This is a genomic window from Acinetobacter towneri (genome assembly GCF_017498585.1).
Taxonomy (GTDB): Bacteria; Pseudomonadota; Gammaproteobacteria; order Pseudomonadales; family Moraxellaceae; genus Acinetobacter; species Acinetobacter towneri.
In genome coordinates, this window is the sequence record NZ_CP071766.1 from 123092 (window position 1) to 141713 (window position 18622).

The 18622-nt window shown below is 40.8% G+C and carries 13 protein-coding genes and 1 pseudogene; 7 read left to right on the forward strand and 7 right to left on the reverse strand.

The genetic code is table 11. From position 1 onward, the window contains the following. Positions 1-66: 66 nt before the first annotated feature. From J4G44_RS00540 to J4G44_RS00550, 3 genes and pseudogenes are all read right to left on the reverse strand, one after another. A pseudogene (locus J4G44_RS00540) lies at positions 67-303 on the reverse strand (Fic family protein); the annotation flags it as partial. Positions 304-306: 3 nt separating this feature from the next. Then, the gene (locus tag J4G44_RS00545; RefSeq protein WP_154320324.1) at positions 307-2373 is read right to left on the reverse strand and encodes a putative bifunctional diguanylate cyclase/phosphodiesterase; all 2067 of its coding nucleotides are present in this window, start codon (positions 2371-2373) and stop codon (positions 307-309) included. Between the two features lie 323 nt (positions 2374-2696). Further along, a complete protein-coding gene (locus tag J4G44_RS00550; RefSeq protein WP_004974881.1) occupies positions 2697-4901 on the reverse strand; it encodes a carboxy terminal-processing peptidase in 2205 nt (734 codons plus the stop codon). 194 nt (positions 4902-5095) lie between these two features. Here J4G44_RS00550 and nagZ point away from each other — a divergent pair, with 194 nt between their 5' ends. Together nagZ and J4G44_RS00560 are read left to right on the forward strand one after the other, a co-directional pair. After that, positions 5096-6199 (forward strand): beta-N-acetylhexosaminidase, encoded by a 1104-nt coding sequence (gene nagZ, locus J4G44_RS00555; RefSeq protein WP_207973743.1) that lies wholly within the window; start codon positions 5096-5098, stop codon positions 6197-6199. Positions 6200-6756: 557 nt separating this feature from the next. Next, on the forward strand, positions 6757-7647 hold the full coding sequence (locus tag J4G44_RS00560) for a class I SAM-dependent methyltransferase (RefSeq protein WP_207973937.1): 891 nt from the start codon (positions 6757-6759) through the stop codon (positions 7645-7647). A gap of 59 nt (positions 7648-7706) precedes the next feature. Here J4G44_RS00560 and J4G44_RS00565 read toward each other — a convergent pair whose 3' ends face one another. Beyond that, the gene (locus J4G44_RS00565; RefSeq protein ID WP_004974874.1) at positions 7707-9041 is read right to left on the reverse strand and encodes an alpha/beta fold hydrolase; all 1335 of its coding nucleotides are present in this window, start codon (positions 9039-9041) and stop codon (positions 7707-7709) included. A gap of 341 nt (positions 9042-9382) precedes the next feature. Here J4G44_RS00565 and J4G44_RS00570 point away from each other — a divergent pair, with 341 nt between their 5' ends. The 5 genes from J4G44_RS00570 to J4G44_RS00590 all read left to right on the forward strand — a co-directional run bounded on the left by J4G44_RS00570 (position 9383) and on the right by J4G44_RS00590 (position 16611). Next, complete coding sequence (locus tag J4G44_RS00570) at positions 9383-10648, forward strand: glutamate-5-semialdehyde dehydrogenase (RefSeq protein ID WP_131260781.1); 1266 nt, start codon at positions 9383-9385, stop codon at positions 10646-10648. Positions 10649-10834: 186 nt separating this feature from the next. After that, on the forward strand, positions 10835-11245 hold the full coding sequence (locus J4G44_RS00575; RefSeq protein WP_026438428.1) for a hypothetical protein: 411 nt from the start codon (positions 10835-10837) through the stop codon (positions 11243-11245). A 340-nt stretch (positions 11246-11585) separates the two neighbouring features. Then, the gene (locus J4G44_RS00580) at positions 11586-12803 is read left to right on the forward strand and encodes an acetate/propionate family kinase (protein WP_096901391.1); all 1218 of its coding nucleotides are present in this window, start codon (positions 11586-11588) and stop codon (positions 12801-12803) included. A gap of 55 nt (positions 12804-12858) precedes the next feature. Next, on the forward strand, positions 12859-15000 hold the full coding sequence (gene pta, locus J4G44_RS00585) for a phosphate acetyltransferase (RefSeq protein WP_207973744.1): 2142 nt from the start codon (positions 12859-12861) through the stop codon (positions 14998-15000). Positions 15001-15234: 234 nt separating this feature from the next. After that, positions 15235-16611, forward strand: a complete 1377-nt coding sequence (locus J4G44_RS00590; protein ID WP_207973745.1) for a DNA cytosine methyltransferase — start codon at positions 15235-15237, stop codon at positions 16609-16611. Here J4G44_RS00590 and J4G44_RS00595 read toward each other — a convergent pair. The 3 genes from J4G44_RS00595 to J4G44_RS00605 all read right to left on the reverse strand — a co-directional run bounded on the left by J4G44_RS00595 (position 16604) and on the right by J4G44_RS00605 (position 18610). Beyond that, positions 16604-17509 (reverse strand): hypothetical protein, encoded by a 906-nt coding sequence (locus tag J4G44_RS00595; RefSeq protein WP_207973746.1) that lies wholly within the window; start codon positions 17507-17509, stop codon positions 16604-16606. The two genes, J4G44_RS00590 and J4G44_RS00595, sit on opposite strands and share 8 nt — an antisense overlap. Then, complete coding sequence (locus tag J4G44_RS00600; RefSeq protein ID WP_207973747.1) at positions 17490-17837, reverse strand: helix-turn-helix domain-containing protein; 348 nt, start codon at positions 17835-17837, stop codon at positions 17490-17492. The genes J4G44_RS00595 and J4G44_RS00600 overlap by 20 nt, the downstream gene beginning before the upstream one ends. Positions 17838-17998: 161 nt before the next feature. Beyond that, positions 17999-18610, reverse strand: a complete 612-nt coding sequence (locus J4G44_RS00605) for a class I SAM-dependent DNA methyltransferase (protein WP_207973748.1) — start codon at positions 18608-18610, stop codon at positions 17999-18001. Positions 18611-18622 lie beyond the last annotated feature (12 nt).

The window sequence follows — 18622 nt, forward strand, 5'->3', positions numbered from 1 at the left end:
AGCAGATTTGAATCAAATTTTATTGATTGTTGATATGTTCTAATTTATCCACAACTGAGAATATAGTTATTTTTTCAATCTATACTTTTGCTTTTGGCTTTTCGGTTTTTCTGGAATCGTACGTTCAATCAAACCTACTTCTATGGCAGGATTCATATCGTTCTTTTGGAATGTTGCGCTATGAGTTAAACCTAACAACTGCATCAACTCAGCCAAACTATATTCATCTTGTTTCATCACTGAAATTAAACGCTGGACTTGGTCGCTCACTTGTGCGCTATCTTGAGCGGTAGCATGATCGCTAGCTTAAGCCGAATGTTTAAACAGCTCTTCTAAACGCTCAACATCCATTGGTAAGCCTAATAAGTAGCCCTGTAATTGCTGACAGCCTAAACGGGTTAAAATCTCAGCTTGCAATGGCGTTTCCACCCCTTCAGCGGTCACAGTTAAACCCAGTTTAATGGCTAACTGAATAATACTTTCTAAAATTAATTCTTCTTTGCTGTCCAAACACAAATCTAAAATAAAAGCACGGTCAATTTTCAACTCATCGACTGGCAATTTTTTCAAATACAAGAAACTCGAATGTCCTGTACCAAAATCATCAATCGCCAATTGAATCCCCATTTGACGCAAACGCTCAAAACTACGAATACTCGATTCAATATGATGCATTGCTGTACTTTCAGTCACTTCAATCATCAGGTGATGGGGTTGAATCTCATAGCGTTTAAACAAGTTTTCTAACGTCGAAAATAAGTGTTTATGTTCAAACTGCACTGCCGATAAATTCACAGCCACAGGAAATAACGGTGCACCCGATCTTTCCCAAATTTGAATTTGTTTAAAGGCTTCTTCTAGCGTCCAATAGCCAATTTGAATAATCAACCCCGTCTTTTCAGCCCCTTTAATAAACATATTTGGGGTAAGTAAACCATGTACGGGGTGATACCAACGAATTAAAGCTTCTACGCCACAAATTTTATGGTCAGCGGCTTTAAACTTTGGCTGATAGAACAACGCAAATTGTTGTTGTTCAACCGCTTTATATAAATCATTAATCAACTTACTTTGGCTTTTGGCCTCAAGTAACTCCAGATCATAATTAAATACCGAACTGGTGTTACGCCCCTGATATTTAGAGGTCAGCATCGCCGCATCAGCATTCATTAAAATATCTTGCAAATTGGTGCCATGCTCTGGATACATCGCAATGCCAATACTGCCTGAAATATTAATGACCTTGCCTGCAATTAAGAAACTTTGCTGAATCAGTTCTAATATTTTTTCAGAAATGAGCGTGGCTTCTGCGATATCGGTATGTTCAATCACCAAAAGAAATTCATCGCCACCAATTCTTAATAACTGGGTATTTTCGCCCAAGTGGGATTGCACACGTTTAGACAACTGAATCAGCAATTGATCGCCAACATGATGCCCAAATACGTCATTCACCGCTTTAAAGCGGTCTAAGTCGATATACAAAAATGCAATTTTAGTGTTTTTTTGCCGATGCTCAGAAAAAAGCAATTGTGCATATTCAGCTAAATATAAACGGTTGGGCAATTTGGTCAGGTTATCTTTGACTGCCTGATTGGCCAATTCACGGTTGGCTAAAGACAATTGTCTGCTTTTTTCTTCTAAGCGCAGCTCCAGCAGAGATACGCCCACCGCAGCAGCAAAAATCAGACTGGTCACTAAAATAACCACCAACAGAGCTGGCCCTTGCCCGATCTGGAAGTGCCCTGATTGAGGCAAATCTGCTGTAGAGTAAAAATGCAGTGCTTCCATGCCTATATAGTGCATGGCAACAATGCTCAGACTCATGAGCACCGCAATGAAAATTTTATATTGTGCCTGACGCCCCATTCTGCACTTGGAATGAAACATAAACCAAAAGGTAAGTATTGCTCCGCCAATGGCCACTAATACAGACAGCAAAACAATGGTAGGATCATAATAACTACGGTAGCCTTCTACCTGAATTCCCATCATGCCCGTATAGTGCATGCCTGAAATACCCAACCCCATTAAAATGCCGCTCAGGATCAAACGCGCCACAGGCAAGGTCGATTGCGTGGTCAGCCAAACCGCAAACGTAGAGGCGATAAATGCAATAACAAAAGATAGGGTCGTAAAGCTAAGATCAAATTGATACGGTGCAGGTAACTGGCAGGCCAACATGCCCACAAAATGCATACTCCACACTGCCGCACCCAGCAGCAAACCACTCATGATTAATGCAATTTTTTTTAGTTGTTGTTGTACATTTTGAAAAAGCATTTGCCCAACAGACACTGCAAAATAGCAGGCCAATACTGAGATTGCTACCGAGCCAATTACCAAGCTCAGATCATAATGTACATGCATCATTAGATGTATCCATCTCTGTCATATTTTATTGTTTTTCGGCTACTCAATCTCACACTCTCTTATAAATAATAACTAAAAAGCAACCTGAACGACGGATTGATCTAGCAAAGACTGCATTGACTTAAGAGTCTAATACTATTCCGCTTTGGTCAATAGTCAAATATATAATATGTCATCATGAAATAATGGCAATTCAAAACTGCTAAAAATAGCTGTCTGACTCAAAGCTATATGCATCTTGTCACTTTACTTTTCGCTTTAGGATGAAAAAAACCAGCAACTTTTCGCTGCTGGTTCTATTTGATTAAGATTCTAACATTGTTTTAAGGTTGATTCGGCTCAGAAACACCTTTTTGTAACATGGCATAGTCTTGCAACACCTGCGCTGCTTCAATCACAAAAGCTTCTTCCTCAGGTAAAGCAGGGCGTTGTGCCGCTTTCATTTTGGCACGCGCTTCTGCCAAAGCATCAATAGATGCCTGATAGCTTTCCCAATTGGCAAATGGTTTCAAACCTGTTTCCTGACGGCGTTTGTTTTCCGCAGTCAGCGTTTGTTGCTCCAAAGCTAACAACTCTGCTCTGCGTTGTTCAATATCTAACACAATGCTTTTGCGATCTTCAGTTTGTTTGGCAATTTGCTTACGTTGTTCCAAATATTGAAATTGTGGATCAAGCGTGACACGTTGCTGTGACAATTGACCCAACTTGGTGATGTACGGCTGTACTGAACCTTCACGCTTAAATGGCGCAGTTGGAATGGTATCCCACTTCAAGGCATTTTTAGCTTTACGCTCACCAAACTCCTCATTGTAAATATCCACCAGTTTAATATCTGGAATCACACCTTTGTTTTGGGTACTTCCACCTGTAATACGGTAGAACTTACGTTGAGTTAAGGTCGCCTGCCCATAAGCTAAGGTGTCGAGTTGTACCTGCGCTGTACCTTTACCTGTGGTGGTGCTACCAATCACAATCCCGCGCTGATAGTCCTGAATTGCAGCAGAGTAAATTTCACTGGCCGAAGCAGAAGCAAGGTTAATCATCACTGCCAATGGGCCTGCATAAGTCTGTGCACCGCCATCGTCATCTTCAAATACGCTCACGTTGCCATTGCCATCACGAATTTGCACTACAGGGCCTGATTTGATTACTTGCCCAAGCATACGTGCCACTTCTTCTAGTGAACCGCCAGGGTTGTTACGTAAATCGACAATAATCCCTGCGACATTTTTGGCCGCCAAACTTTTCAGGGCATTGTTGGTATCCTCCGACACCGAGCGATATTCATTGCCTGCACGACGTGCACGGTAATTCAAATAAAAGGATGGAATTTCAATCACACCATAGGTATAAGTTTGACCATCACGTTTGATGTCAATCGTTCGTGAGCGAACTCCCGCATCTTCTTCCTGAATCACATCACGCACAATGGTCACATTACGCGCCTGATTCATCGCCGCACCCGCACCCAACAAACGCACAGTGACTTTGGTGCCACGTTTACCGCGAATCAGCCCCACAATTTCATTGCTCGGCCAACCCACAACATCCACCATTTTTTCGCCATCTTGCGCCACACCAATAATGCGGTCACCCGATTTCACCTGCCCAGTTTTACTGGCAGGACCACCTTCAACAATGGTTTCAATTTTGGTGTAGTCTTCATTGCCCCGTTCAGGACGAATCGACACCCCAATCCCTTCAAGCTGCAAAGTCGTTTGACGATTCAGCTCCATCGCATCGACAGGTGGGAAATAATTGCTGTGCGGATCATAAGTCAGCATCATCGCATTCAAAGTTTTATCCAGCACGTCATCGCTCTTTAAACGATCCATTCGCTCTAACTGGCGGGTATAACGCTTGGTTAAAGTCTGCACTGGAGTCAAATCTTCTGGACTTGCCAAATCCTGACCATTGGTCAATTCAGGGTTATCTTTAATGGCTTTTTGTTTTGCCAATTCTTCTTCTTTGCTAATGGTCAGGTTAATGAGCTGCGACACCAGCATTTTTTGCCAATGTGTACGCATTTCTGCTTCAGTATTAAAGAATGGTGCTTTTTCCCGATCTGTCTCAATCGTAACATTTGGCTGTTTTAAATTTTGTGGTTTTTTCAGCTCTGCCAACATGAAATGATAAAACTGTTTTAAGCGTTCACGATACTGTGCATGAATTTGATACGGCCCCGCCAAATTGCCTGCTTTTAATGAAGCGCCAAATGTTGCTGCATATTGTTTGCGGTATTGCTCAACTTCTTTAGCCAAAAACAAAGTATGGTCTGGGTCTAAACTGTCGATATAAAAATCAAAAATGCGCTGCGACGTTGCGGCATCTAAACGCTGATTTAAATAATGCTGACGATCGACCAAGGTCGCCAATTGACGCGAAACCAAAGCTTGTTCCTGCGTCGGCACAATACTGTTAGCAACGACAGCGGTATTATTGGCTGCAATTGCCTCGTTAATGGCGTGAGAAAAGAAAAAACCGCCAGTTGCTATTGCAACCGCACAAGCGATGGTTTGAAGTTTCATAAAAATATTTACGTCCTTGGTTTTTGACCAATCTCTGCTTTTCACAATGAATTGAGCAGATTCAAAATCTTATACAACTTAATTTGGGTCTGTCGTGTAGTTTTATCATAATCTGTGCTGTCAAAATGTAGCAAATCATTGCAGAATTCAGGTATTGTTTTTTTATTGATAAAAATCGAATACGGACACCCAATATGATTGGCGCATTGATGCTCGACATCGCTGGCACAGAACTTACTCAAGAAGATATTGAACTATTAAGCGCTCCGCAAGTCGGTGGAGTCATTTTATTTGCCCGAAATATCCAATCTCCTGCGCAAGTACGCGCCTTGACCGACCACATGCGTCAGGTGCGCCCTGATATTTTAATTGCAGTCGATCAAGAAGGCGGACGCGTACAACGCTTAAAACAAGGTTTTACCCTATTACCTGCCATGGGTAGATTTGGCGAGTTATACCAAAACGAACCTGAACGTGCCTTAGATTTAGCCGAAGAATGTGGCTGGTTGATGGCCACCGAAGTATTAGCGGTAGGCATTGATTTTAGTTTTGCGCCTGTTTTAGATTTAAATGACATCAGTGATGTCATTGGAGATCGTGCTTTTGCTGCGCGTCCTGCCGATATTATTGCTTTGGCAGATGCTTTTTTACGTGGAATGCATCGTGCAGGAATGGCAACCACAGGCAAGCATTTTCCTGGGCATGGATCGGTTAAAGCAGACTCTCACGTTGCTGCCGCGATAGATTCACGTTCTTTTGCCGAAATTCAGCAACAGGATATGCAAACCTTTATCCAACTGCAAAATCAACTGGATGCGCTCATGCCTGCACATGTTATTTATGATCAGGTCGATCCGAACCCTGCAGGTTTTTCTGAATTTTGGTTACAGCAAGTGCTTCGCAAAGACTTGGGCTATGATGGTGTACTCTTTTCGGATGATTTAAGCATGCAGGCGGCTTGTGTAGCAGGCGATGCCGATGCACGTATTCATGCCGCTTTGCTTGCAGGCTGTGACATGGGATTGGTCTGCAACAACCGTGCTGCACAACGATTGGCTTTAAATGCGATTGCCGATTTACCCTTGCCGAATCAGGCACGTTTAGAACGCATGCGCGGTAAAATCCCTGAGCTTAGTGCAGAGTTTAGCATTGCTGAAGTTTTAGACTTGGGTGATGAATGGCGAAGCGTCCGTGATCGTATCTTGGTATTTAAAGAACAAAGTGCCGCGCTACTGGCAGCACAAACTAGTCACGACCCGACCAATTATTCAAGTACCACTAAAAACGCTGCGACTTGAGATCACCACAAACTAACTAGGGTCTGTTGACAATTCGTCTATGTTTGCGACGTGAGAGATATATCTCGCAAGATTTTTTAGCTGATATAAGGCATGGGACAGGAAATTTAGTCATTCTAAATGACTGGCACATAACGCAATAGCAGCAAAAAATATGCTCGTCCCCTTGCGCAGCAAACAAAGCAACGCTTTGTTCTTGCTCATGTGGCTAAAACTTTCTCAGATTGCGTTATGGAACTTGAAAATAGGTCCACTATTCCCTGCGTTTTATGCCTGATCTGCTCAGTTTTAGCCTACAGCGCAAGCCATTTATGAAATGTCAACAGACCCTATACGCCTTTACTTTTTCACAGCATTTATACGACAAAGGAACACGACAGCTTATTCCTTTTTGATTATGATAAACTTATTCTATTTTGAGTATATGCCTGACACCGCAGCTTGAGTGTCAAAGCATGCCTAAAAAGACAACGACCACCATACAAACAATTAAGGTCTATACGAAAATGACAAAAACATTGCTGAACAGCAAAATCACGACAGAAAAAAGGACTGAAATGCACAACTCGGATGCCAAGCCAACTCGCTCAGACACGACTGCATTGTCCAAACATCGGCATATTTCTTTTACCGCACATTATACGGGATATATCTGGTATCAAAGGGGGATTTCACATCCTGTATTTGCGACCCGAAAAGGCAAGTTTTTAGCCAAATTGGTACATCCTTTAGAAAACTGGGCAGAACGTCATGTGGGCGGCAGTATGCGCAGCACCCTCAAACAACGTCACCAAATGATTGATGCACACTTAACCGCACTGATTCAGCAACATCCGCAATTACAAGTGCTCGAAATTGCATCTGGGCTGTCACCACGCAGCTGGAACTTTCGACAAAAATATCCTGAACTGAATTACCGTGAACTGGATTTGCCTGATATGGCGCAAATTAAAACTCAAGCGTTACGACAAATTGACCACGACGCACCTGAAGTTCTCACCGCCGATATTTTTAGTGAATCCTTTAAACAGGCCTTTGAATATTTTGATCACTCGCAGCCCTTAGTAATTATTAGTGAAGGTTTAATTAACTACTTCAGCAAAGACATGCTACAACAGCTGTTAAATGGCATGTGTAACTACACCCAAGACTTTCCAGAACTGCATTATTTAACCGATATTTACCCTGAACCCGTCAAAAACAAGCTCGCCAATTTTATTTGGAACTGCAGCCGATTATTGAAATTTATGTCACGCAGTGCTTTCACCTTTCACTTTCAATCTCCGCAGGAATTAACTCAGTTTTTTCAAAATGCAGGTTTTGAGCAAGTGCAGCTACAACAACCACAACTGTATTTTTCCAACAGCTCTTTAGAAAAAACAACCGCAGAACATTTAGGCGATTTAGTCTGGATGGTTCATGCCTACAAAAAAAATAGCGTGGTTTAACACGCTATTTTGATTCTATTTTCTTTGGATAATTTTAAACCAAGCACTGATTTTATCTACTAACGGGCATATTCCAAATTTTGTGCAGCCGCTTTTTGACGTTCCACATAACGCAACAAACGCTCTGCCACCTCAAAACTACCATGCTTAAATAATGCGCGTAGTTGCTGCCCTTGGCTTTCAAAAATTAAACATTCAATGCTAAAACTGCCTTCCTCATCCTGTAATTCTAAGGCCATATCTCGTTCAAACTGTGCTGCTTGTGCCGCCAACGCAGCATTTTCAAAATCAAGCAATACACCAAAGAAGTTTAAATCGACAATGTGCGTGGCAATTTTCAAATCAGAATGACGATACTGCAAATGACTTTGCGGATTTTGCACCCGAATACGCGCTTCTCCACGGCGTTCCATCGTCAATAGTTGCGCACGTGTCATTGGAATAATGCCATCTAAGTCCTGAATAGATTCATCGCTTAAAAAGGTCGCAAATAAATTCATGGTTTCTTTACGGCGCTGTAATTGCGGCACATGATCTGCATTGGCAATCATGGCAAATTCCATGTTCGGGCACTGTAAGGCAAAATTGGCATTTTCATGCGGCAAGGTAAAACTGTCATATTGCCCACACGCCACCAAAACCTTACATTGCGGAATAGGCACATTGGTTAACCGCAATAAACGGTTGCAGTTCACATCGTAGCGATCTTGCTCTGTAGCGGTAAAGTCGGCCATTTGTCGGTAAAACAAACGCTTTGCAGTCGGTGACATGCGAGTTTGTTCCATTTTGGCATGATTGACCAAGTATAAAATCACCGCCTGACCAAATTCATCCATGCGCTGCTCTTTCATTAAATGCAGTGATTCTTCAAGCAACATGCGCCAACTTTTACGGGTCTTTTGCATAACCCCCATTAAAATCATGCGATCAATCAATTCAGGACGCTGATCTGCTAGACACGATGCCACCACCGAACCCAATGACATGCCCATGACGGATACTTTATCTAAGCCGACAATATCCAGCCAATCACCCAACATCTGACCTAAATCATGCAGTTCTAGCGTTCCTGCCGACTCACCTGTTTCCACATTGGTCATTTGCTGATTGGCGCCCATAGATGGCATATCAATTAAAATGATTGGCCCTGCACGAAAAAGCTGCTCGACACAATATTTATATGAATTAAAGTTTTGGAATGCACCACCAATAATCACAATTGGAGTTAAATGTGCGGTTTCTGGCTGAGCAATTGCCATGTATTCCACTTTCCAGCCGTTGATCCAAGTGGTACGAGCGGGTTGTTTAAAGCTGTGTTTATCGTAAATATCAAAAAAACAGACATGCGAACTTGCGTCCTGTACATCCGTGTCCATCTGGATCATGGAATTCATATTCCTTACCTCCATGCGCATTTTATTTTTATTGTGCAAGTGTTCGTCATTGAACGATTACCCACTTATCTGAATTAAAGTGGCATCCTGCTTATTGTTGTGAATGACATCAATGTCGTTATCGCATCATTCTATACAGGTGCTGATTTTATACGCAACATTTTCTATGACCGCTCATCTACTTTTAAATCATAAAGCATTTCAAAATATTAATTTTTGTGATGAAAGCATTGAAAAATATGAAAAGATTGAACAATTTAGTCGATTTTCCGCTGAGACGCTTCATTGTGCAGGCACAGACTGTTAATATCGAGTTGAAATTTCTAAGTGATCAAACCGCTATGCAAGAGTCTATTGAACAATATATGCAAACGGTAGGACAACAAGCACGCCAAGCCTCTCGTGTCTTAGCAAGCGCTTCTACCCAATCTAAAAACAATGCGTTATCGGCTATTTATACGGCATTGGAAAATAGCGAGTCCGCTATTTTAGCTGCCAACCAAATTGATATGACCAAAGGTCGTAACAACAACTTGGATAGCGCACTGCTTGATCGCTTAGAACTTAACCCCGCACGCTTTAAAGGCATGTTACAAGGTCTGAAAGATGTGATTGGTCTCATGGATCCAATTGGTGAAATTACCGATATGGCTTACCGTCCATCTGGTATTCAATTGGGCAAAATGCGTGTACCGCTAGGTGTGGTGGGCATGATTTACGAATCACGTCCAAACGTAACCCTTGAAGCTGCGTCTTTGGCATTAAAATCAGGCAATGCGATTATTTTACGTGGTGGTTCTGAAGCACTGGAATCTAACCAAGCGATTGCTGCCGCGATTCAACACGGCTTAAAAGCATCAGGCTTGCCAGAAACATCGGTGCAAGTGATTAACACCTCAGACCGTGCTGCCGTTGGGCAATTAATTACCATGTCTGAATATGTAGATGTAATTGTGCCACGTGGCGGTAAAAGTCTGATTGAACGCATCAGCAATGAAGCGCGTATTCCAGTGATTAAACATTTGGATGGTAACTGTCACGTATTTGTAGAAGCACAGGCCGATTTACAAAAAGCCCTGCCTATTGCCCTGAATGCAAAAACTCACCGTTATGGCGTCTGTAATGCCATGGAAACATTGTTGGTCGATGAGGCTGTTGCCGCACAATTCTTGCCACGTATTGCCGAACTATATGCAGAAAAACAAATCGAATTACGCGGCTGTCCTGCAACCCAAAAGATTTTGGGTACAAGTGTTAAAACAGCAACCGAAGAAGATTGGTACACCGAATATTTAGGCCCAATTTTGGCAGTTAAAGTGGTTTCAGGAATTGATGAGGCAATTGAACATATCAATAAATATGGTTCACATCATACTGATGCCATTATTACTGAAAACTTTAGTTTGGCGCGTCAATTCTTGGCTGCGGTAGATTCTAGTTCAGTCATGATTAACGCTTCTACACGCTTTGCTGATGGTTTTGAATATGGTTTAGGTGCTGAAATTGGAATCTCTACCGATAAAATTCATACCCGTGGCCCTGTCGGTTTGGAAGGTTTAACCTCACAAAAATGGATCGTGTTTGGCGATGGTCAAATCCGCCAATAAAATCCATCTGTAATTTTGCAATATCCAAATATAATGTTCAGTTTCACAGGAAGCTGAACATTATTCCCTTCTATTTTTTAGACATTGTTTTAAGACACAGTTCCACTACACATTTCTGCCTCACGCTCACTTAAAATAAAAACACCATCAAGATTAGAAAAATCATCAAAAAGAGTGGCGATGCTTATGTTTTATTATTTGATTATTAGTACCTTTGCTTTAGCACTGTTGGTGTCGTTCATTGTCATGCGTCTGTTTTCCAGCTCCATCAATGCAATTTTGGCGCGTATCATCCACGACCCAATTCATGAAGCATGGGCAAAGTACACCAAATTTGCAGGCATGGTGGTCGGCACATCTTCAGGCATTCGTATTTACGATATGGAAAAATACATTACCCCACTCACCTATGCCGAAAATGACAAAAGAATTGTGATTGAACTGACGCAAGAACGCTGGGTATTGGAAATTTACCGCACCATTATTGAAACCTTACAAGGCTTGGCGTGGATGATGTTGGTGTTTTTTATGGTGGCACTGATTGCTTATGTGATTGTCCGTTGGTCGGAAATTAAATACGCTGCCAAATCAAAATAAACCGACAAAGATTGAGGAAATAATTTAAAACAGTTTGCCACTCGCCTGCAGAATGAAGTGTGCTATGTTAAGAGAATACAACAGGAATTAAGCAGAAATTTTAGACCATCATTTCATGAAAAAATGAAAGTTTCGGGCTGATAAATTTTAATTATTTCTGATTTCATGGTCGATAATGCTTAAGTCTAATCTCCTAAAGTCTATCTAGGAGCAATAAAAAACCCATGATAAAACATACGTAATGATCAAGATTGCAACACAATAGATTGCCGTTTGCCATATCTTGCAATGCAGCTTGATTGACTAGGGATAACTTCAATTAGAATTCGGGTACATAAAAGTGACTACATCAGTATTAGTGATTAACTGCGGATCTTCTTCTATCAAATATGCGCTTGTATCTGAAAGCGTTGGAGATCGTATCTTTGGTTTGGCAGAAAATCTAGGTTCTGCTGATGCGCGCATTAAAGGCATTACCGCAGGTGGTGAGCCGCTCGAACTTTCTATTCCACATGCTGACCATGAAAAAGCATTGGAAACTATTCTTGGTCGCTTATCTCAATATAAGCCACAAGCCATTGGTCACCGCGTTGTACACGGCGGTACTTTAACCAAAGCAGAATTATTAACTGAAGAAATCGTGCAACGTATTCGTGAAGCAACTCCGCTTGCACCTTTACACAACCCTGCACACTTGGTGGGTATTGAAGCAACAATGCGTTTGTTCCCAGAACTTCCGCAAGTGGCTGTATTTGATACTGCATTCCACCAAACGATGCCTGCTCACGCTTACCGTTATGCAGTGCCTAAATTCTTATATACCGACCACAACGTACGTCGTTATGGCTTCCACGGTACAAGTCACGCATACGTTTCAGAGCGCGGTTCAGAGTTGGCTGGCAGCTTCAAACAAGGTGGCTGGTTAACTGCTCACTTGGGTAACGGTAGCTCGACTTGTGCAATCTGGAATGGTCAAAGTGTAGACACATCGATGGGCCTAACCCCACTTGAAGGTTTGGTGATGGGTACTCGTAGTGGTGATGTAGACCCAAGCTTACACAGCTTCCTTGCAAGCAACTTAGGTTGGGATATCTACAAAATTGACAAAATGCTAAACAGCCAAAGTGGTTTACTTGGTTTGTCAGGCTTATCGAACGACATGCGTACCCTGATTGAAGCATCTGAACAAGGCAACGAAGATGCAACGCTTGCAATTGAAGTATTCTGCTACCGTTTAGCTAAATCTTTAGCTGCACTTAGCTGTGGTTTACCACGCTTAGATGGCTTATTCTTCACAGGTGGTATTGGCGAAAACTCTGCGTACATCCGTGAAAAAACTGTATCTTACTTGCCACACTTTGGCTTTAACTTCAGCAAAGAACGCAATGACAGCTTAAAACGCGGTACTGAAGGTCGTATTGATGCAGGTACAGGCGGTCCACAAATTTGGGTTGTACCAACTGACGAAGAAGGCCGTATTGCGAAAGAAACTGCGCAAGTTGCAGAGGAGCTAAAGTCAGCTGCAAAAAAGTCTGAATGTGACGCTGCGATTGCTTAAGCAATCGTAGTGCTCAGCCACTTTCAATCAGTCCCTTTACGATTTAGAAAAAATTATGAAAACAATACTTTTGGTTCCTACAGAAATTGGTGTTGGTTTAACATCAGCATGTTTAGGTTTAATTTACGCTTTGGAATGCCACGGCGTAAAAGCAGGTTTCTTAAAGCCTTTTTCACAAGAATTACAACCTGAAGCAGACCGCACAACTGCGTTGTATCGTCACCTGTTCAAGCATGAAACAGTTGAGCCGATTTCTTATACTGCGCTGACTGAGCGTTTAAAAAATGATGAAAATGACGAATTGCTTGAAGATGCAGTTCGTTTACATCGTGAAATTTCTAAACATCACGATATCATTATTGTAGAAGGCGTGTTGCCAAACGGACGTGATCCATTTGCAACTGAATTGAATGCAAATTTGGCTAAAGCACTTGATGCAAAAGTCATTATTGTCAGCAATGCCGACATCAACAATGCTGTTAAAACAGCGTCAAAAGTAGACAATCAATTACGTTTCTTTGGTGGTGCAACTTGTGAGCGTACTGCGGGCGTATTGTTTATGCGTACCAAAGGTTTACCAGAAGATTCTGCACAAATTCCTGTTACGCTTGATCCAAACTTACGTTTAATTAGCGACACCAACCAGTTTGTCAGCAAAATTCAAACTACACATCCAATGATTGGTAAAGATTGCATGCCAGTGATTGGCTTGGTGCCATTCAGCAATACTTTAAGTGTGCCACGCATGTCGGACTTGGCTGCACACATTTCTGCAGAATGGATTAACCAAGGTGAAGCAGCGCAGCGCCGTGTATTACACAGCAGCTTAATTGCATCGAATATTGAACACGAAATGCATAAATTCGTTGCAGGCGAGCTGATTATCAGTGGTTCTGACCGTGTCGATGTATTGCTTGCCAGTAGCTTAGCCAGCAGCAATGGTATTCCACTTGCAGGTTTGGTGTTAACTGAACATCAAGCACCAAGCGCACAAGCTTTAGAGTTCTGCCAAGCAGCAATGAAAAATGGCTTGCCAATTTTACATACTAAATTGAGCACCTTTGAAACTGCACAACAGTTATTAAACCTGAGCAACGAAATTCCTGTAGATGATACTGAGCGTGCAGAACAAGTTACCCGCTTTGTGGCCAGTCACATCAATGCAGAATGGTTAACCCAATTAATCAGCGATACGCATAAACCACGTTTATCGCCTTCTGCGTTCCGCCATGAATTGGTGCAAAAATCTATTGCAGCGAAAAAACGTATCGTGCTTCCAGAGGGTGATGAGCCACGTACCGTTCAAGCTGCAGCGATTTGTCAATCACGTGGTATTGCCCACTGCGTATTATTGGCAAAACCAGAAGCGGTAGTCGATGTTGCCAAAGCACGCGGTATTGAGCTTCCACACGACTTAGAAATCATTGATCCTGACTTGATTCGTGAAAACTATGTCGAAAAAATGGTTGCGATGCGTAAAGGCAAACTTACTGACGATCAAGCACGTGAACAGCTGCAAGACACTGTCGTATTAGGTACGATGATGTTAGCACTTGATCAGGTTGATGGTTTGGTGTCTGGTGCTGTGCATACTACAGCCAATACAGTTCGTCCCGCATTCCAGCTCATTAAAACTGCACCTGATTATTCATTGGTATCTTCAGTATTCTTTATGCTGTTACCAGATGAAGTATATGTGTACGGTGACTGTGCGATTAACCCAGACCCAGATGCTGAACAATTGGCTGAAATTGCGATTCAATCTGCTGACTCTGCAAAAGCGTTTGGTATTGACCCACGTATTGCCATGATTTCTTACTCAACAGGTACTTCGGGTGCAGGTGCTGACGTAGAAAAAGTAGCGAAAGCGACTGAAATTGCGAAACAACGTCGTCCTGACTTACTGATTGATGGCCCATTACAGTACGATGCAGCATCGGTTGAAAGTGTTGGTCGCTCTAAAGCACCAAACTCTCAAGTTGCAGGTCGCGCCAATGTGTTCATTTTCCCTGACTTGAACACAGGTAACACGACGTATAAAGCAGTACAGCGTTCTGCTAACGTGGTGAGTGTTGGCCCAATGCTACAAGGCTTGAACAAGCCAGTGAATGACTTGTCACGTGGTGCATTGGTAGATGACATTGTGTTCACGATTGCATTGACTGCGATTCAGGCAGAGCAACAAGCAGCTCAATAATTCGTAAAGTTAAGTTTTACAAACCACCTGATTGAAAAATTGGGTGGTTTTTTATGTGTAGATTTCGTATAACGGCCATTATGTTAAATGGATGGTGAATTGGTGGAAAATTCCAGTTTTTAAAATTGCGAATAAGAATTTTTATGTTAAACGACAAGTAAAGACGTCTGCATTTTTGTATACATATTTAAAAGTATATAATTCAGAAAATTAAACGTTGTTTAGAGTGTTTTTATGTTGGATAGTAATTTTTCAGGTCAAGAGTTGCGATTGTTTAGGGAAAGTCAGAAAGTTTCTCAAGCGAAATTAGCGAAAGAGACTTCAATTGTACAAGCGAAAATCTCTTCTTTTGAATTAGATAAAGGTATTTTATCCGATGAAGATAAAGCCAAGATTTTTCAATTTTTTTCTAACTCTAGCAAGGTGGAAAAAGTTGTTAAAGCTAAGAAAAGAATTACAAAACAAAGCAATTTTTCTATTAGTTCATTAGATGTTAATGAGCGGAAAAAAAAATATGCGTTATCTCCTAAAAATAAAAAATATGTTCAGGATCTAGATACTTTATATGACCGTCATTTGAACTCTAATAAAGACTTTAAGGCTATAAGCCTTTTCTCAGGATGTGGTGGGTTATGTTTAGGTTTTTCTGCAGCTGGTGTACGTATAGCTGGATTTATTGAAAAAGATAAAGATATTAGTCAAATATATAGAGATAATTTTAGTTCTACTCCTCAATTAGCAAACGATATAACATCTTTATCGCATAAAGATATTGAGGAATATAAAGAATCTATTGGTGATGTCGATATAGTAATTGGAGGACCACCATGTCAAGGCTTTAGCTTATCCGGTAAAAGAGATAAATCTGATGCCAGAAATAAGTTATTTGAAAATTACCTTGATATTGTTTCTGTTTTTAAGCCCAAGATAGCATTATTAGAAAATGTACAGTTATTGACTTCCATGAAAGATGAAAGTGGTAAGTACATAAAAGATTTAATAATTAATAAATTTCAAGATCTTGGATATAAAATTTCATATTTTGAAGTAAATGCTAAGGATTATGGTGTCCCACAGAGCCGTGCTCGTGTTTTCTTTTTAGCAATTAAAAATGATATTGCATTAGATTTAGGTTTTCCAACAATAGAAAAGGAAAATTTAACATTTGGAGATGCTTGTTCTGATTTAGAATATTTGGAGTCAGGAGAATCCTCAAATGTTGATGAATTACACTTTGCGGTTAATCATCCACCCCATGTATTAGAGTGGTTGTGGAATGTGCCTGAAGGAAGTAGTGCTCACGATAATGAAGATGAATCATTGAGACCACCATCAGGCTATAACACTACCTATAAACGCCAAGTATGGAATGAAGAAGGATCAACAGTCCAAACTACATTTGGAATGATATCTGGATGTAGAAATGTACATCCAGTAGCAACAAGGTCGTTGACAGTTAGGGAAGCAGCTCGTATTCAATCTTTCCCTGATAGATTCATTTTCAATGGTAAAGTTGGGACAATTAGAACTGCAATTGGCAATGCAGTTCCTCCTTTATTGGCTTATAAAATTGCCAGTCATTTAGTGAATGAACTAAAAAAAATTAAATGACGTAGAAGTAGCCAGCTTTTAGATTAAATTGCAATTGTGTAGGGTGTTGTTTACTCCCTGCACGTTGCATTTGAAATATTCCAAATCTTGGAGCTAGATGAAGTTTTCCTCTAGATGAATATTTTCTGGTAGAGAAAGATCCATAATTTTTACTTTTTTGAATTAGCTCATCTATTGAATAAATGGCTATTTCTCTACTAGTAACCGTAAATTTTTTGGTTTTATGTAATAAAAAATTTGGTGCAAAAGGATCATGACTATAGGCTTTTTGAAGTAAAATTTTAGAAATTTCATCTTGATAGGTTGAGAAAGTATTTTCCCATTCTAGACGTCCAATCGTGTTGATTTCCTCCCAAAAATATCTAGATGCATTCGGTGGTGTGAACCCAGCATCTCCACAAAATTGTTTCATAGCATTTTCAGCTGTTTGAGAAACACTAATTTGGTTGCTTCTTAATAAATTGGAAAATCCAGTTGCTGTTGTGAAATAAACTTGAGCATTAGTTGGAATTCGATTGTTACATTGTTTAATAGAAACACCAATATCAAACATATTATTGATTTTTATTAATATATCACTTTTACATTTTTTAATATTCTGACCATTAAATAATACTCCCTGAGTTTTAGATGAAGTTGCTAATCCACCAGTCGCCACAGCAGATAATTGAGTAATGGTATGGACATTCAATGTTTGTGCGATATATGAAATTAAAGTGAGTGCTTCACTTATGGTCTGAAAAACATTACCAATAAGGTGGGTATTTATACTTATTGGTAGAGGTATTTGATTAATAGCATCAGCTAAATCTTCTTCGTAGCTATGACCAGTATTTCTACCTTGAGTACCTGCTAAAATTCGTAATGCATGTTGAGTGTTAATCGGAACTAGAGCCACTGTTTTCAATATCCTTTATTAATATAGATACCGAAATCTCTAATCCATTTGCTACTTTCATGAGTGTAAGGAGAGATGGGTTTCGTTTCCCTCTCTCTAATAAACTTATATATGTACGATCTAAAGATGTCCTTTCAGCCAGTTCTTCTTGGGATAAACCTAGTGAATTACGCTGATTTTTAACCTTTAATCCTAGAAAAATTAATGATTTCGGCATAAGGACATTATTTAGAATGTAGACAATATATCTACGGACAAAAGTAAACACTAAATGATAATATTTATTATTTACAAAAGGGGGTGGGTTAAGTTTTTCTAAAATTAACATAATGCAGATTATACGAAATGCTTTTGATTTCCTTTTTTAAATCATAGTCTTACCGTATACCAAAAAGTCCAATCATCTCCGATTGGGCTTTTTTTATGATTTTTCATGTTTCACGATCAATTCTCAATCATTGTTCCACATTATTATTTAGCATGACTAAATCACAACCTCTGCGCCAACCACACCGTATGCCCTGCACAGTCCTGATCTTCAGCTTGCATGCCTAATACCTTAAAACCATGTTGTGCTAACAATTGACGGTATTCTTCTGGCGACAAACTGGCATGATAAAGTGCCTCGCCAAACATATCCCCAATCGCCTCACCTGCCGCAGGTCCGCTGCTAAACATGAGAACCGTATTGGCGGTAGACCATTGCGCAAATTTCTCGAACATGCAGCGCTGATCGTTTGGCGTTAAATGAAAAAAGCTATCCCACGCCAAAATACCATCAAAGCACCGATTCAAGTTCACTGAGCGCATATTGGCTTCAATCCAGCACTGTTCAGGAAAATGTTCACGTGCCATCTCCAGCATGCTGTCTGCGCTATCTACCCCTGTAAGTTGATGCCCATGCTGTAATAGATATGCAGCAATAGGACGCCCCGAACCACAGCCCAAATCTAATATTTTGGCCTGCGCAGGCAAATAAGCAAGAAAACGATCCAGCCAAGTTTTTTCATATAACAACTGACCGCGCAAGTCTGTCCACGCTTTTGCATGCCGTTGATAAATGGGGATAATCTGAGCAGCTAAATGCGTGTGATCATTCATATTTACCCCAAA

Excerpts from the sequence above, each read along its gene's own strand:
- J4G44_RS00545 (WP_154320324.1), bottom strand. The coding sequence starts at position 2,373 with ATGATGCATGTACATTATGATCTGAGCTTGGTAATTGGCTCGGTAGCA.
- J4G44_RS00550 (WP_004974881.1), bottom strand. The coding sequence starts at position 4,901 with ATGAAACTTCAAACCATCGCTTGTGCGGTTGCAATAGCAACTGGCGGT.
- nagZ (WP_207973743.1), top strand. The coding sequence starts at position 5,096 with ATGATTGGCGCATTGATGCTCGACATCGCTGGCACAGAACTTACTCAA.
- J4G44_RS00560 (WP_207973937.1), top strand. The coding sequence starts at position 6,757 with ATGCACAACTCGGATGCCAAGCCAACTCGCTCAGACACGACTGCATTG.
- J4G44_RS00565 (WP_004974874.1), bottom strand. The coding sequence starts at position 9,041 with ATGAATTCCATGATCCAGATGGACACGGATGTACAGGACGCAAGTTCG.
- J4G44_RS00570 (WP_131260781.1), top strand. The coding sequence starts at position 9,383 with ATGCAAGAGTCTATTGAACAATATATGCAAACGGTAGGACAACAAGCA.
- J4G44_RS00575 (WP_026438428.1), top strand. The coding sequence starts at position 10,835 with ATGTTTTATTATTTGATTATTAGTACCTTTGCTTTAGCACTGTTGGTG.
- pta (WP_207973744.1), top strand. The coding sequence starts at position 12,859 with ATGAAAACAATACTTTTGGTTCCTACAGAAATTGGTGTTGGTTTAACA.
- J4G44_RS00590 (WP_207973745.1), top strand. The coding sequence starts at position 15,235 with ATGTTGGATAGTAATTTTTCAGGTCAAGAGTTGCGATTGTTTAGGGAA.
- J4G44_RS00600 (WP_207973747.1), bottom strand. The coding sequence starts at position 17,837 with ATGTTAATTTTAGAAAAACTTAACCCACCCCCTTTTGTAAATAATAAA.
- J4G44_RS00605 (WP_207973748.1), bottom strand. The coding sequence starts at position 18,610 with ATGAATGATCACACGCATTTAGCTGCTCAGATTATCCCCATTTATCAA.